The sequence below is a fragment of the Rhodococcus globerulus NBRC 14531 genome (assembly GCF_001894805.1).
Classification (GTDB): Bacteria; Actinomycetota; Actinomycetes; order Mycobacteriales; family Mycobacteriaceae; genus Rhodococcus_F; species Rhodococcus_F globerula.
The window spans coordinates 1,033,257-1,048,479 of the sequence record NZ_BCWX01000002.1; the positions used below are offsets into that span (position 1 = coordinate 1,033,257).

The 15,223-nt window shown below is 64.0% G+C and carries 15 protein-coding genes; all 15 read left to right on the forward strand.

The window, feature by feature from the left end; translation table 11 throughout:
• The first annotated feature begins 25 nt into the window (after positions 1-25).
• The 15 genes from fmt (at position 26) to RG2_RS13510 (ending at position 15,217) form a co-directional block, all read left to right on the forward strand.
• A complete protein-coding gene (gene fmt / locus RG2_RS13440) occupies positions 26-949 on the forward strand; it encodes a methionyl-tRNA formyltransferase (RefSeq protein ID WP_033232141.1) in 924 nt (307 codons plus the stop codon).
• The gene (locus RG2_RS13445) at positions 946-2,388 is read left to right on the forward strand and encodes an RsmB/NOP family class I SAM-dependent RNA methyltransferase (RefSeq protein ID WP_033232140.1); all 1,443 of its coding nucleotides are present in this window, start codon (positions 946-948) and stop codon (positions 2,386-2,388) included. Before fmt ends, RG2_RS13445 begins: the two co-directional genes overlap by 4 nt.
• 94 nt (positions 2,389-2,482) lie before the next feature.
• Positions 2,483-2,830 (forward strand): MmcQ/YjbR family DNA-binding protein, encoded by a 348-nt coding sequence (locus RG2_RS13450; protein ID WP_033232253.1) that lies wholly within the window; start codon positions 2,483-2,485, stop codon positions 2,828-2,830.
• A 64-nt stretch (positions 2,831-2,894) separates the two neighbouring features.
• Positions 2,895-3,578 (forward strand): ribulose-phosphate 3-epimerase, encoded by a 684-nt coding sequence (gene rpe, locus RG2_RS13455; RefSeq protein WP_033232252.1) that lies wholly within the window; start codon positions 2,895-2,897, stop codon positions 3,576-3,578.
• Between the two features lie 10 nt (positions 3,579-3,588).
• On the forward strand, positions 3,589-4,641 hold the full coding sequence (gene ribD / locus RG2_RS13460) for a bifunctional diaminohydroxyphosphoribosylaminopyrimidine deaminase/5-amino-6-(5-phosphoribosylamino)uracil reductase RibD (RefSeq protein ID WP_033232139.1): 1,053 nt from the start codon (positions 3,589-3,591) through the stop codon (positions 4,639-4,641).
• A 6-nt stretch (positions 4,642-4,647) separates the two neighbouring features.
• Entirely contained in the window at positions 4,648-5,256 is a 609-nt protein-coding gene (locus RG2_RS13465; RefSeq protein ID WP_033232138.1) for a riboflavin synthase, read from the forward strand.
• Positions 5,257-5,407: 151 nt separating this feature from the next.
• On the forward strand, positions 5,408-6,682 hold the full coding sequence (locus tag RG2_RS13470; protein ID WP_033232137.1) for a bifunctional 3,4-dihydroxy-2-butanone-4-phosphate synthase/GTP cyclohydrolase II: 1,275 nt from the start codon (positions 5,408-5,410) through the stop codon (positions 6,680-6,682).
• Entirely contained in the window at positions 6,679-7,176 is a 498-nt protein-coding gene (gene ribH, locus RG2_RS13475; RefSeq protein ID WP_033232136.1) for a 6,7-dimethyl-8-ribityllumazine synthase, read from the forward strand. The genes RG2_RS13470 and ribH overlap by 4 nt, the downstream gene beginning before the upstream one ends.
• Positions 7,173-7,640, forward strand: a complete 468-nt coding sequence (locus RG2_RS13480; protein WP_033232135.1) for a PH domain-containing protein — start codon at positions 7,173-7,175, stop codon at positions 7,638-7,640. Before ribH ends, RG2_RS13480 begins: the two co-directional genes overlap by 4 nt.
• A 75-nt stretch (positions 7,641-7,715) precedes the next feature.
• Positions 7,716-9,878: an excinuclease ABC subunit UvrC gene (gene uvrC / locus RG2_RS13485; protein WP_072782526.1), complete on the forward strand. Its 2,163-nt coding sequence runs from the start codon at positions 7,716-7,718 to the stop codon at positions 9,876-9,878.
• Positions 9,875-10,774, forward strand: coding sequence for an RNase adapter RapZ (gene rapZ / locus RG2_RS13490; protein WP_033232134.1), 900 nt, complete (start codon positions 9,875-9,877; stop codon positions 10,772-10,774). Before uvrC ends, rapZ begins: the two co-directional genes overlap by 4 nt.
• Positions 10,771-11,826 (forward strand): gluconeogenesis factor YvcK family protein, encoded by a 1,056-nt coding sequence (locus RG2_RS13495; RefSeq protein ID WP_033232133.1) that lies wholly within the window; start codon positions 10,771-10,773, stop codon positions 11,824-11,826. Before rapZ ends, RG2_RS13495 begins: the two co-directional genes overlap by 4 nt.
• Entirely contained in the window at positions 11,823-12,800 is a 978-nt protein-coding gene (gene whiA / locus RG2_RS13500; protein ID WP_172935629.1) for a DNA-binding protein WhiA, read from the forward strand. The genes RG2_RS13495 and whiA overlap by 4 nt, the downstream gene beginning before the upstream one ends.
• A gap of 168 nt (positions 12,801-12,968) precedes the next feature.
• On the forward strand, positions 12,969-13,988 hold the full coding sequence (gap, locus tag RG2_RS13505; protein ID WP_033232131.1) for a type I glyceraldehyde-3-phosphate dehydrogenase: 1,020 nt from the start codon (positions 12,969-12,971) through the stop codon (positions 13,986-13,988).
• 17 nt (positions 13,989-14,005) lie between these two features.
• Positions 14,006-15,217, forward strand: coding sequence for a phosphoglycerate kinase (locus tag RG2_RS13510; RefSeq protein WP_033232130.1), 1,212 nt, complete (start codon positions 14,006-14,008; stop codon positions 15,215-15,217).
• The last annotated feature ends 6 nt before the right edge of the window (positions 15,218-15,223 follow it).

A 15,223-nucleotide genomic window follows, 5' to 3' on the forward strand; every position in this document is an offset into this window, starting at 1 on the left:
AGCCCTGAGAATAGGGAGGGCTGACATGCGCGTTGTATTCGCCGGAACGCCGGAACCTGCCGTCCCGTCCTTGCGTCGACTCATCGAGTCGGCCAATCACGAGGTCGTTGCCGTGGTGACGCGTCCTGACGCCGTTGCCGGTCGCGGACGAAAAGTCACCCGGTCACCCATCGGCATGCTCGCGGACGAACACGGCATTCCGGTGTTGACTCCCGTCAAGGCGTCAGATCCCGAATTCGCGGCCGAGCTGAAAAGCTACGAGCCGGACTGTGCGCCCGTTGTCGCTTACGGAAATCTGTTGCCGCAGAACGTACTCGACATCCCGAAGTTCGGTTGGGTGAATCTGCACTTCTCGCTGCTTCCCGCGTGGCGTGGTGCTGCGCCGGTACAGGCAGCGATCAGCGCCGGTGACGAGGTCACCGGTGCCAGCGCCTTCCGCCTCGAAGCGGGCATGGACACCGGACCGGTGTACGGCGTGATGACCGAACGCATCCGCGATACCGACACTGCCGGCGATCTCCTAGGGCGACTGGCCGAAGGTGGCGCCGGCCTGCTCGAATCAGTGCTCGACGGAATCGAAGCCGGTGCAATCACGGCGGTTCCTCAATCCGACGACGGCGTCTCGTACGCGCCGAAGGTGACCGTCGACGCGGCCCGGGTGCGCTGGGATCGTCCTGCTGCGGCCGTTGACCGCCACATTCGGGCGGTCACGCCTGCGCCGGGCGCGTGGACGATGATCGGTGACCTGCGGGTCAAGCTCGGACCGGTCACCTTGACTGACGACGTGCTGGCAGTCGGCGAGATCGCAGTACGCAAGGACGGTCTTTACATCGGTACCGCTACGACGGCGGTGCGACTCGGGCAGATACAGCCCCCGGGCAAGAAATTGATGTCGGCAGGGGACTGGGCACGCGGTGCCCGACTCGACGCGGAGGTACGAGCAGCATGACCGAATCACGACGACCAGCCCGCCAGGCCCAAGGCCCCGGCGACAAGCGGAACGGGTCGCGAAACAACAAGCCGAAGCAGGCCAAGCGGCCAGATCCGACGGCTGGACTCGATCAGCCGCGTCTCGCAGCTCTCGACGTGCTGCGCGCGGTCCGTGAGCGCGACGCTTACGCAAACTTGGTTCTGCCCGGATTGCTCCGCGATCGCAAACTCGACTCCCGCGATGCTGCCTTGGCAACAGAACTGGCGTACGGCGCTGCCCGCGCGCAGGGGTTGCTCGATGCTGTGATCGTGCACGCGTCGGGTCGTCCGATCGAGGAAATCGACGGCAACCTTCTCGACGTGCTGCGGTTGGGTTCTTACCAACTGCTGCGCACGCGCGTCGCGCCGCACGCTGCCGTCGCGACGTCCGTCGACCTCGCACGCGCTGAATCCGGCCAGGGGCGAGCAGGATTCGTCAACGCGGTACTGCGCCGGGTGTCCGAACGCACTCAGGACGAGTGGGTGGAACTGCTGGCGCCGAAGGACCCGATCGGGCACCTCGCGTTCGAGCACGCGCACCCTGTGTGGATCGCACAGGTCTTCGCCGATTCGCTCGGCGCTGCGGCCGGTGAACTCGAAGACGTCCTGATTGCCGACGACGCCCGCCCCGCCGTGCACCTCGTTGCGCGGCCCGGCGAAATCTCGGCCGAAGAGCTGGCGCTGGTCACCGGCGGCGAGATCGGCCCGTATTCGCCGTACGCCGTGCATCTCGACGGCGGCGATCCTGGCCAGCTCGATGCGGTGCGTCAGGGCTTGGCCGGTGTGCAGGACGAAGGCAGCCAGCTGGTTGCTCGCGCCCTGACTCTCGCACCGCTCGACGGTGACGACGGTGGCCGCTGGCTCGATCTCTGCGCTGGTCCCGGCGGCAAAGCAGCGCTTCTCGGAGCGCTGGCAGGAATCGACGGTGGGCGCCTCGACGCCGTCGAACCCGTCGCCCACCGCGCGGAACTGATCCGCAAGACCACCCGTGAGCTACCCGTCGACGTACACGTGGCGGACGGCCGCGAGTCCGGCCTCGAACCCGGCTACGACCGCATCCTCGTCGACGCACCATGCACCGGACTGGGCGCGTTGCGTCGGCGTCCGGAAGCGCGGTGGCGTCGCCAACCGTCGGATGTCGCACCGCTGGTGAAGTTGCAGCGTGAATTGCTCGCCGCGGCAATCGAATTGGTGCGTCCCGGTGGTGTGGTGCTGTACTCCACGTGCTCGCCGCACTTGTCGGAAACGCTGGCTGTTGTTGCCGATGCGGTCCGCCGTCATGGCGTCGTCGAACTCGACACCAAGGAGCTGGTGCCCGGTGTGCCGGACGTCGGCGACGGCAATTCGGTTCAATTGTGGCCGCACCGCCATGGCACGGATGCAATGTTCATGGCGGCATTGCGTAAACCACTGGCGTAGGTAGCTGTGCGCCGTTTTGGTAGCGGGACCTACCAAAACGGCGCACAGGGGTGGGGAGGTGACTTCCGGCCCCCGGAGTCGTATGGTTCCCTCCATGGTTACGTGGGAACAGGTTGTCGTACTCGCTTCGGCGCTTCCGTCAGTGGAGGAATCGACGTCGTACAACACCCCGGCACTCAAGGTGGCAGGCAAGACATTTGCGCGCTTGCGAACCGAAGCCGAGGGTGCATTGGTCGTGATGTGTGGTCTGGACGAGAAAGAGGCGCTGCTCGCCAGTGGGGAAGCGCCGTTCTTCACGACGGATCACTACCACGGGCACGGTTCGATCCTGGTGCACCTCGAACTGATCGAGGAGGATCAGTTGGCGGAAATGCTCGAGGACGCATGGCGGATCAAGGCTCCGTCGAAGGTGCGCAAGCTTCGCGCCGCAGTCAAGCACTGACAGATTTTCGACCGCACCGACGGGCGTGCACAGGGGCGCAGACGCCACGGCTAAACTCGGGCACGTGGCTTCCCCGATGATTGCACCGTCCATTCTGTCCGCCGATTTTGCACGCCTCGCCGACGAAGCGGCCGCCGTTGCCGGTTCTGATTGGCTTCACGTCGACGTGATGGACGCGCATTTCGTTCCGAATCTGACACTGGGTCTTCCGGTGGTCGAAAGCCTGCTCAAGGCAACGGATATTCCGCTCGACTGCCATCTGATGATCGACAACCCCGAGCGCTGGGCGCCGCCGTATGCCGAGGCCGGTGCATACAACGTCACGTTCCACGCCGAAGCCACCGATGATCCGCGTTCGGTTGCCCGCGACATTCGCGCTGCCGGTTCCAAAGCAGGTCTGAGCATCAAGCCAGGAACCGACATCGAGCCTTACCTCGAAATCCTCAAAGATTTCGACACGTTGCTGATCATGAGCGTCGAGCCGGGCTTCGGTGGGCAGTCCTTCATGCCGCAGGTCCTCGAGAAGGCCCGCACGATTCGTAAGCTCGTCGACTCGGGCGAGCTGAAACTGCTTGTCGAGATCGACGGCGGCATCAACGCGGACACGATCGAACAGGCCGCAGAAGCGGGCATCGATTGCTTTGTCGCCGGTAGCGCCGTGTACGGCGCGAGTGACCCCGGAGAAGCTGTGCGCAAGCTTCGTGCGCAGGCCGCATCCGCGTCGCCGCACCTGACGCTGTCGGTCTGAGAACACCGACATGGCAAAGGCTGTTCCGGTGTCGAGTTCTGATCTCGACGCCGCAATGCAGATCGCGTTGACTGCTGCTGATTCCGCACGCGGGTTCACCAGCCCCAACCCGCCCGTGGGCGCCGTCATTCTGGGCGCCGACGGAACCATTGCGGGCGTGGGCATGACTCAGCCCCCAGGTGGTCCGCATGCGGAGATCGTGGCTCTTACCGAAGCCGGCCGGGCAGCGCGCGGCGGCACGGCGGTGGTCACGCTCGAACCTTGCAACCATCAGGGGCGGACCGGGCCGTGTTCACAGGCGTTGATCGACGCCGGTGTGGCGGCCGTGGTTTATGCCGTCGGCGACCCCAATCCTGAAGCGTCCGGTGGTGCAGCGACGCTGATGCGCGCCGGAATCTCGGTCACGTCCGGACTACGAGCGGCTGAGGTCGAAGCGGGTCCGCTGCGCGCCTGGCTGCACAAGCAGCGCACCGGCCGTCCGCACATCACGTGGAAGTACGCGGCGAGCCTCGACGGCCGCAGCGCTGCCGAAGACGGCACGAGTCAATGGATCACGGGTCCGGCTGCTCGAGCACGCGTACATGCCCAGCGGGCGCAGGTCGACGCAATCGTGGTGGGTACCGGCACGGTCTTTGCAGACGATCCCTGGTTGACCGCGCGTCAGCCGACGGGGGACCTCGCGGCCCATCAGCCGGTGCGCGTGGTAGTCGGGAAGCGTGAAATACCCTCGACTGCAAGGATTCTCGACGACGCGGCTCCGACGCTGATCTTGAATACGGAGAGTATCGACGAGGTTGTCGAGGCGCTCACCGAATATACGGACGTGCTGCTCGAAGGCGGACCACGCCTGGCGGGTGCATTCCTGGCCGCAGGGTATGTCGACGTCATCGAGGCGTACATCGCTCCGATCCTGCTCGGCGGGGGAGCGTCGGCGCTGGTCGACGCGGGAGTACACACCATCGCCGATGCTCGCCGGTTCCACTTGGAGTCCGCGGTAACGATTGGCCCCGATATTTTGTTGAGTCTGGTTCCGGAGAATTCCGCTCCGGGGAACGAGGAGTAGGCACGCGTGTTCACTGGAATTGTTGAAGAACTCGGCGAAGTTGTCGCCAAGGAAGAACTGGTCGACGCCGCGCGCTTCACGGTGCGCGGACCGTTGGTCACCTCCGACGCCGGTCACGGTGATTCCATCGCGGTGAACGGCGTCTGCCTCACGGTTGTCGACGTACTCGACGACGGTTCCTTCACTGCAGACGTCATGCAGGAGACGCTGAACCGTTCGAGCCTCGCGAGCTTGGCTGTCGGCAGCCGCGTCAATCTCGAGCGCGCAGCAGCACTCAACAGCCGTCTCGGTGGACATCTCGTGCAGGGCCACGTCGACGGTACCGGCCACGTCATCTCCCGTTCGCCGTCCGAGAACTGGGAGATCGTGCGGATTTCGCTGCCCGAGTCCATCTCGCGGTACGTCGTGGAGAAGGGTTCGATCACCGTGGACGGTGTGTCCCTGACGGTGTCGGCGCTGGGAGGTGAGCGTGGGTTCGAGTACTTCGAGATCTCGCTCATTCCGACGACGCTGGAGTTGACGACACTCGGAACCGCGACGATCGGCACACCGGTCAATCTCGAGGTCGACGTGATCGCGAAATACGTCGAACGGTTGCACGCTGCCGGTAGGTAGGACCGCCTCGATCGGGTCTTGACGGACGGTCGTAGGGTTGGTAACAGGGTTGGTCAGTAGGCTTGGCCAGTAGGGTTGTCGGTGCATCCACATCGGATGTACTCGTTGTTTTCGATGATGACTAGTAGTCAAGACTTTGGAGTGCGAGCACGTGACCAGGTTCGACAGTATCGAGCGCGCAGTAGCAGATATCGCTGCAGGTAAAGCTGTTGTCGTTGTGGACGACGAGGATCGTGAGAACGAGGGCGACCTGATCTTCGCCGCAGAGAAAGCCACTCCTGAACTGGTGGCGTTCATGGTTCGGTACACGTCCGGTTATCTCTGTGTTCCGCTCGACGGAAACGACTGCGACCGTCTGGGCCTGCCCCCGATGTACGCCACCAATCAGGACAAGCACGGCACTGCATACACGGTGACCGTCGACGCCCGTGAGGGAATCGGCACCGGTATCTCGGCGTCGGATCGCGCTGCGACCATGCGCCTGTTGGCTGATCCCAACTCCGGTGCCAACGATTTCACCCGTCCCGGCCACGTCGTACCGCTGCGCGCGAAGGAAGGCGGAGTTCTCCGTCGTCCCGGACATACCGAAGCCGCAGTCGATTTGGCTCGCATGGCTGATCTTCGTCCCGCCGGTGTCATCTGCGAAATCGTCAGTCAGAAGGACGAAGGCGCAATGGCTCAGACGGACGAGTTGCGCGTGTTCGCCGACGAGCACAACCTGGCGTTGATCTCGATTGCCGATCTCATCGCGTGGCGTCGTAAGCACGAAAAGCACGTCGTCCGCATTGCCGAAGCCCGTATCCCGACGCGTCACGGTGAGTTCACCGCAGTCGGCTACACCAGCATCTACGACGAGGTCGAACACGTTGCGCTGGTGCGCGGCGACATCGCCGGCCCCGACGGTGACGGCAGCGATGTTCTCGTGCGCGTGCACTCCGAGTGCCTGACCGGTGACGTGTTCGGCTCACTGCGCTGCGATTGTGGTCCGCAGCTCGATGCCGCACTGGACATGGTGGCTCAGGAAGGCCGCGGCGTCGTTCTGTATATGCGCGGACACGAGGGTCGCGGAATCGGCCTGATGCACAAGCTGCAGGCGTACCAGTTGCAGGACGCCGGCTCAGACACGGTCGACGCCAATCTCGAACTCGGGCTCCCCGCTGACGCCCGTGACTACGGCATCGGCGCGCAGATCCTCGTAGATCTGGGCATCTCGTCGATGCGTCTGCTGACGAACAACCCGGCCAAGCGTGTCGGCCTGGACGGTTACGGACTGCAGATCACCGACCGGGTTCCGATGCCGCTGCGCGCCAACGCCGAGAACCTCACGTACCTGCGCACCAAGCGCGACCGGATGGGCCACGATTTGATCGGACTCGACGAGTACGAAGCCGCTCAGGAAGCCGTCAAGCAGGACGGTGCGGTATGAGCGGTGAGGGACAGCCCCAGCTGGCTATCGCCGAAGCGAAGGACTTGAAACTGGCGATCGTTGCGGGGCAGTGGCACGCCACGATCTCCGAAGCGCTGATCGCGGGTGCTCAGCGGGTGGCCGCAGAGGCGCAGATCAAAGATGTGACGTTGATCCGCGTCGCCGGCGCCATCGAACTGCCCGTCGTTGCACAGGCGTTGGCCAAGACGCACGATGCCGTTGTTGCGCTCGGTGTGGTCATTCGCGGTGGTACACCGCATTTCGAGTACGTCTGTGACGCGGTGACAGCTGGTCTGACGCGGGTCTCTCTCGACGAGAGCACACCGGTCGGCAACGGCGTCCTGACCACCGATACCGAACAGCAGGCCCTGGATCGTTCCGGTTTGCCCGGTAGTGTCGAGGACAAGGGTGCGCAGGCCTGTGCCGCAGCATTGGACACGGCGGTCACCTTGCGCCACCTACGACAGCCATGGACTGAGGATTCGTTTCGATGAGCACACCTGACGACAACTGGGAACTGATCGCGAAACCGCGCAAGTCGACGCGATACGCGATCGGGGTTGCGGCTCTCCTGGTCATCGTCCACGTCACTCTGGCAGTCTCGCTGCGAAGCGGATCGACCGGCGTGTACTTCCGCGCGGCCGATCAGCTTGCGATGGCCACGATCGGCTGTGTTCTCGCCGGTGGTGTTCTGCTGCTCACCCGCCCTCGGGTGCGAGCGGGTCAACGGGGTATCGCGGTTCGCAACATTCTCGGCGAGAAGATCGTCGAGTGGGATCTGTTCGAAGGCCTGTCGTTCCCTGACGGTGCCGCGTGGGCCAGGATCGAACTGCCGGACGACGAGTACATGCCGGTCATGGCGATCCAGTCCAACGACCGCGAATACGCGGTGGACGCCGTCGTGAAGCTGCGCGAAATCGCTGACCGCTACGCCCCGGCAGCACACGAAAGCAACTGACGTTCGCCAGGCCGATTCGTCGGACACCACCTGCGTGTTTCCGAATCGGTCGGTGGCGACGACTAACGTGGAACTGTGCCGGATCCTTCGACTTATCGCCCCGCCACCGGAACAATCCCGGTGGCGCCTGGCGTCTACAAATTTCGTGATCCGCATGGTCGGGTCATCTACGTCGGCAAGGCCAAGAGCCTTCGTTCGCGTCTGAACTCGTACTTCGCGGACGTCACGACGCTTCATCCCCGCACCAGGCAGATGGTGACCACGGCCGGCAGCGTCGAGTGGACGGTCGTCAGCACCGAAGTCGAAGCGCTACAACTCGAATACAACTGGATCAAGGAGTTCGATCCACGGTTCAATGTTCGCTATCGCGACGACAAGACGTATCCCGTTCTTGCGGTCACGCTGAACGAAGAGTTTCCGCGGCTGTTCGTCTACCGCGGTCCACGGCGCAAGGGTGTCAGGTACTTCGGTCCGTACTCGCACGCGTGGGCCATCCGAGAAACACTCGACCTATTACTTCGGGTGTTCCCGGCCCGCACGTGTTCCGCCGGAGTGTTCAAGCGCCACAACCAGATCGGCAGACCGTGTCTGCTCGGGTACATCGACAAGTGCTCTGCGCCGTGTGTGGGCCGTGTCAGCCCCGAGGAACACCGGCAGATCGTCGAGGACTTCTGCGACTTCCTCGCCGGGCGGACAGACAAGTTGGTGCGTGACCTCGAGAAGAAAATGCAGCAGGCGTCCGATGACCTCGATTTCGAGACCGCGGCGCGACTACGCGACGATATCGGAGCCCTCCGCAAGGCGCTCGAAAAACAAGCCGTAGTGCTCGGCGACGGCACCGATGCCGACCTCGTCGCGTTTGCGACCGATGACCTCGAGGCCGCGGTCCAGGTATTCCACGTGCGCGGCGGTCGGGTGCGGGGTCAACGCGGCTGGGTAGTGGAGAAGGCCGGTGACGCCATCGACTGGGCAGCTCTCGACGCAGACTCCGACCTCCCGATTCTGGTCGAGCAGTTCCTGACCCAGTTCTACGGCGAGCAGGCATCCCTCGAACCGGGGAGCGACCCGGAATCGGGTTCGAGCGCCGTTCCTCGCGAGGTGCTGGTTCCGGTACTCCCTCCCAACGCCGCCGAGATCCAGGTGTGGCTCAGCACCCTTCGCGGTTCTCAGGTTCAGCTGCGAGTTCCGCAGCGCGGCGACAAGAAGGATCTCGCCGAAACCGTGCAGCGCAACGCGAAAGAAGCTCTGGCGCAACACAAACTCAAGCGAGCGGGAGATTTCACGTCACGATCGGCCGCGCTTCAAGGTATCCAGGAAGCCCTCGATCTGGACTCGGCGCCGCTGCGAATCGAGTGTGTCGACATCAGTCACGTTCAGGGCACCGACGTCGTTGCCTCGCTCGTCGTGTTCGAGGACGGCTTGCCCCGCAAATCCGATTACCGCCATTACGCGATCAAGGAAGCCGCAGGCGACGGGCACTCGGACGACGTCGCGAGCATCGCCGAGATCACGCGTCGACGGTTCCTCCGACACAACCGTGACCTCGGAATCCTGGCCAATTCGGCCGCAGGTATGGACGCGGACGGCGGCGACCTGGCACCGGAAGCGGCGATCGATCCTCAGACCGGTCGGCCACGACGCTTTGCCTATCCGCCCAATCTGTTTGTGGTTGACGGTGGTGCGCCGCAGGTCAATGCCGCCGCCGCCGTGCTCGACGAGCTCGGCGTCACCGACGTAGCCGTCGTCGGACTCGCGAAACGACTCGAAGAAGTGTGGGTGCCCAACGAGGAAGATCCGGTGATCCTGCCTCGGACCAGTGAATCGCTGTACTTGCTGCAACGAATCCGCGACGAAGCGCACCGCTTTGCCATCACGTTCCACCGCAGCAAGCGCTCGCGGCGCATGACGGCGTCGGTGCTCGATTCGGTCAAGGGACTGGGGGAGACCCGGCGAACCGCGCTCGTGTCCCATTTTGGTTCCGTGGCAAATCTCAAGACCGCGACCGTCGAGGAAATCATGGAGGTCCCCGGCATCGGTGCCGCTACGGCGCGGGCCGTTCTCGACGCTTTGGGCGGCGAACCTGCGCAGACCGTCAACCGAGCGGAAGCGCTGCCGGGCGGGGTAGGGGATGATAAACAGGACGTGGAGTTCGAAATGTCGGATCAGCTGGTTCGGCAGGTACCGGACTCCGTGTCGAGCGAACCATCCATATCGACGACGGGGCAGAGTGCCGAGTGACCACAGACAGCGCAAACGACAGCCGAACCATGGACTTTCTCTTGGTCACGGGATTGTCCGGCGCCGGACTCAGTACTGCAGCCAAGGTCCTCGAAGACCTCGGCTGGTATGTAGCGGACAACCTACCGCCCGAATTGATCTCGCGAATGGTCGGATTGAGCCTGACGTCTGATCCACCGGTTGACCGACTTGCCGTGGTGATCGACGTGCGGTCTCGACTGTTCACCGGCGATCTCGGCTCGGTCCTCACGGAATTGGAGGCCGCGCCGATTCACACGCGTGTCCTCTATCTGGAGGCGTCCGACGACGTTCTGATCAGGCGGTTCGAGCAGGTTCGCCGTAGCCACCCGCTGCAGAACGAGGGCGTCGACGGCACACTCGCAGAAGGTATCGCCGCGGAGCGTCGGCAGTTGGCCGTGGTCAAGGCTGCCGCCGACTTGGTGATCGACACGTCTGCGCTCAAGGCACATCAATTGCGGCAGAAGATCGAAACGGCTTTCGGGGTCGAGGCGAACCGAACCATGAAGGTCACCGTGCAGTCGTTCGGGTTCAAATACGGTTTGCCCATCGACGCGGATCTCGTGTGCGACGTGCGTTTCCTGCCCAATCCGCATTGGATTCCCGAACTCCGCGATCACACCGGCCAGGAGGCCGGCGTTCGCGATTACGTCCTGTCTCAGGACGGCGCCGAAGACTACCTCGACACCTATCTGCATCTGCTCGACCTGACGATCGCCGGATATCGTCGAGAAGGAAAGCGCTACATGACAATTGCTGTGGGTTGCACCGGTGGGAAACATCGAAGTGTGGCCATGTCCGAGGCTCTTGCACGCAAGTTGGGCAGTGAGGCCGACATCGCGGTCAGCATCGTGCACCGAGATCTGGGCCGCGAATGAGCGGTTCGACGGGGCAGGATCTTCGGGGGCCCGCGGTCGTCGCTCTCGGTGGTGGTCACGGACTGTTTGCGACGCTGCAAGCTGTTCGCCGACTCACCTTCGACGTGACTGCCGTGGTCACTGTCGCAGACGACGGCGGCTCGTCCGGTCGCTTGCGCGCCGAACTCGGTGTGATCCCGCCTGGTGACCTTCGGATGGCGCTGGCGGCGTTGGCTGCCGACGAACCCGATGTCAGGGACTGGACGCGCACCATCCAGCACCGTTTCGGTGGTGTCGGCGCGTTGGCCGGGCATTCGGTGGGCAACCTGATTCTGGCCGGCCTCACCGAGGTGCTCGGCGACCCGGTTCAGGCGCTCGACGAGATGGCGCGACTGTTGCGGGTGCGCGGGCGGGTGCTGCCCATGTCGCCGATCGCGCTCGACATCGAAGCCGACGTTCAGGGTTTGGAAGAAGACCCTCGCGTCAGCCGGTGTATCCGCGGTCAGGTTGCAGTGGCGACCACGCCGGGAAAGGTGCGACGCGTGCGTCTGTTGCCGGCAAATCCGCCCGCGAGTCCCGACGCGGTGGCTGCCATCGGACGAGCTGACCTCGTGGTGCTCGGACCTGGCTCGTGGTTTTCCAGTGTCATCCCACACGTGCTCGTCCCGGAATTGGTCGAGGCTCTCTCGTCCACCGAAGCCCGAAAGGTGCTCGTTCTCAATCTTGCTCCGGAACCTGGGGAGACGGCCGGATTCTCGGCAGAGCGTCACCTGCACGTACTCTCCCAGCATGTGCCCGATTTCCGGGTTGACTACGTCGTCGTCGATTCTGCGTCGGTTCCGCCGGGACGGGAACGTGAACATCTGGCGCGGGCAGCGCAACAATTTCACGCCGAAGTCCGATATGCGGACGTCGCCGATACTGCGGCGGGTTCGGCGCATATCCACGATCCGGTGAAACTCGCCGAGGCTCTCGCCCAACTGACCGGGCGGACAGGCACTCTCGAACCGGCCAATGGGGCCGGCACCGATCATTCAACAGCAGAACAGAGGGAGAACACTTCGTGGCAATGACAGCGGAGGTCAAGGACGAACTGAGCCGGTTAGTGGTGACTCAGGTCAGCTGCCGAAAGGCTGAGGTCTCCGCACTGCTCCGATTTGCCGGCGGACTCCACATCGTCGGTGGCCGGGTTGTCGTCGAGGCCGAGGTGGATCTGGGATCCACCGCGCGTCGGCTACGCCGCGAGATCTTCGATCTCTTCACCTACAGCGCCGACGTTCACGTGTTGAGCGCGGGTGGGCTGCGAAAATCAGCCCGCTACATCGTGCGCGTTGCCAAGGAAGGCGAAGCCCTCGCACGCCAGACCGGGCTTCTCGATCTACGTGGCCGGCCGGTCCGCGGCCTGCCGGCTCAGGTTGTCGGCGGAAGCGTCGGTGACGCCGAAGCAGCTTGGCGCGGAGCTTTTCTCGCGCACGGTTCCCTGACCGAACCAGGCCGGTCCTCGGCGCTCGAAGTGAGCTGCCCCGGGCCCGAAGCGGCACTCGCGCTGGTCGGTGCTGCTCGTCGTCTCGGGATCTCGGCGAAGGCCCGCGAAGTGCGTGGCACGGATCGCGTCGTGATCCGCGACGGTGAGGCGATCGGTGACCTTCTGACCCGGATGGGCGCTCAGGACACTCGGCTCGTCTGGGAAGAGCGTCGGATGCGCCGCGAAGTGCGGGCAACGGCCAACCGGCTCGCGAACTTCGACGACGCCAATCTGCGACGCTCGGCTCGGGCTGCGGTGGCGGCCGCCGCGCGCGTCGAGCGGGCCCTGGAAATCCTCGGTGAGGATGTTCCGGATCATTTGGCTGCCGCAGGTGCCCTGCGCGTCGAACACCGCCAGGCGTCGCTCGAGGAGTTGGGACAGCTCGCTGACCCGCCGATGACGAAGGACGCTGTCGCGGGGCGTATCCGGCGTCTGCTGTCGATGGCCGATCGCAAGGCGAAGGAAACCGGCATTCCGGACACTGAATCCGCAGTCAACTCGGAGCTACTCGAAGAGGGATGATGGTCCCTCGCCGGCGGGGTCTTCAGGGTGGGCTGCGCACTCTGGAGCCAAGCACATTAGGGTAAGGGTCACATCGACCGATGAACCCCACGTCCGCGTCGTGCACACACGGATTCGGAACTGCGTGGGTCAAGTTGCACACCAGAATCATGGTCAAAGGAGCGAATTGTGACTGTCCGGGTTGGCGTAAACGGTTTCGGCCGTATCGGACGTAACTTCTTCAGGGCGGTGGATGCGCAGAAGGCGCTCGGAACCACCGATATCGAGATCGTGGCAGTCAACGACCTGACTGACAACGCGACGCTCGCTCACCTGCTGAAGTACGACTCCATCCTCGGCCGCTTGCCGTACGACGTGTCGCTCGACGGTGACGACACGATCGTCGTCGGCGATCAGCGCATCAAGGCCCTCGCACACCGCGGCCCGTTGAACGAGCTTCCCTGGGGCGAGCTGGGCGTCGACGTCGTCGTCGAGTCCACCGGCATCTTCACCGACGCAGCAAAGGCCAAGGGACACCTCGAAGCCGGCGCGAAGAAGGTCATCATCTCGGCTCCGGCCAAGGGTGAAGACATCACCATCGTCATGGGCGTCAACGACGACAAGTACGACGGCAGCCAGAACATCATCTCCAACGCCTCGTGCACCACCAACTGCCTCGGCCCCATCGCCAAGGTCCTCGATGACGAGTTCGGCATCGTCAAGGGTCTGATGACCACGATCCACGCGTACACGCAGGATCAGAACCTTCAGGATGCGCCGCACAGCGACCTCCGTCGCGCCCGCGCAGCCGCTCTCAACATCGTTCCGACCGGCACGGGCGCTGCCAAGGCAATCGGCCTGGTTCTCCCGCAGCTGCTCGGCAAGCTCGACGGTTACGCACTGCGCGTGCCGATCCCCACGGGTTCGGTCACCGACCTCACCGCGAACCTGAAGAAGTCGGCTACCGCTGACGAGATCAACGCCGCGATGAAGGCTGCAGCCGAGGGCCCCCTCAAGGGCATCCTCAAGTACACCGACGCACCGATCGTCTCGTCGGACATCGTCACCGACCCGCACTCGTCGATCTTCGACTCGGGTCTGACGAAGGTCATCGACGACCAGGTCAAGATCGTTTCCTGGTACGACAACGAGTGGGGCTACTCCAACCGCCTCGCCGACCTCATCGGCCTCGTCGCCAAGTCACTCTGAGCGGAGTTTCGATAACAGTGGCAGTTCAGACGCTGAAGGATCTGCTGGACGCTGGGGTCGAGGGGCGCACCGTACTGGTGCGTTCCGACCTCAACGTCCCGTTGGATGGCGGAGAAATCACGGACCCGGGCCGCATCGTCGCGTCCGCTCCCACCTTGCGGGCACTTGCCGAGGGTGGAGCGAAGGTCATCGTGACCGCGCACCTCGGGCGCCCCGACGGTCAGCCCGATCCCAAGTTCTCCCTCGCACCGGTTGCCGCGAAGTTGGCCGAAATCCTCGGTCGCAACGTGCAACTCGCCGGTGACGTCGTGGGACAGGACGCGCTGGCTCGTTCCGAAGGACTCACCGACGGTGACGTCCTGATGCTCGAGAACATCCGTTTCGACCCTCGCGAGACCAGCAAGGACGAAGCCGAGCGGGTCAAGCTCGCCAAGGCTCTCGTCGAGCTGGTCGGTGATGACGGCGCATTCGTCTCCGACGGATTCGGTGTTGTTCACCGCAAGCAGGCGTCGGTCTTCGACGTCGCGAAGCTGCTCCCGCACTACGCGGGTTACCTCGTCGGCGCCGAGGTCGAGGTGCTCGCCAAGCTCACGCAGGACGCGGCGCGTCCGTACGCAGTGGTGCTCGGTGGCTCCAAGGTCTCGGACAAGCTGGCCGTCATCGAGGCACTGGCACCCAAGGTCGACACACTGGTGATCGGCGGCGGAATGTTCTACACGTTCCTCGCGGCTCAGGGTGTGTCCGTTGGCAATTCGCTCTGCGAAGAGTCCATGATCGAGACCTGCAAGAGCCTCCTCGACCGGTACGCGGACGTCATCCACATCCCTCAGGATGTTGTTGTCGCGGACTCCTTCTCGGCTGATGCCGAGTCGAAGATCGTTCCGTTCGACAAGATTCCCGACGGCTGGATGGGTCTGGACATCGGACCGGAGTCGGTCAAGCGCTTTGCCGCGATCCTGACCGGAGCCAAGACGGTGTTCTGGAACGGCCCGATGGGCGTGTTCGAGTTCCCGAAGTTCGAAGCCGGCACCCGCGGTGTTGCGGAGGCAATCGTCGAAGCAACCGCCAAGGGCGCGTTCAGCGTCGTCGGCGGCGGCGACTCTGCTGCGGCTGTCCGCCAGCTCGGAATCCCGGACGAAGGCTTCTCGCACATTTCCACCGGCGGCGGCGCTTCCCTCGAATACCTCGAGGGTAAAGAGCTTCCCGGCATCGCAGTACTGGAAGGCTGATCCGAC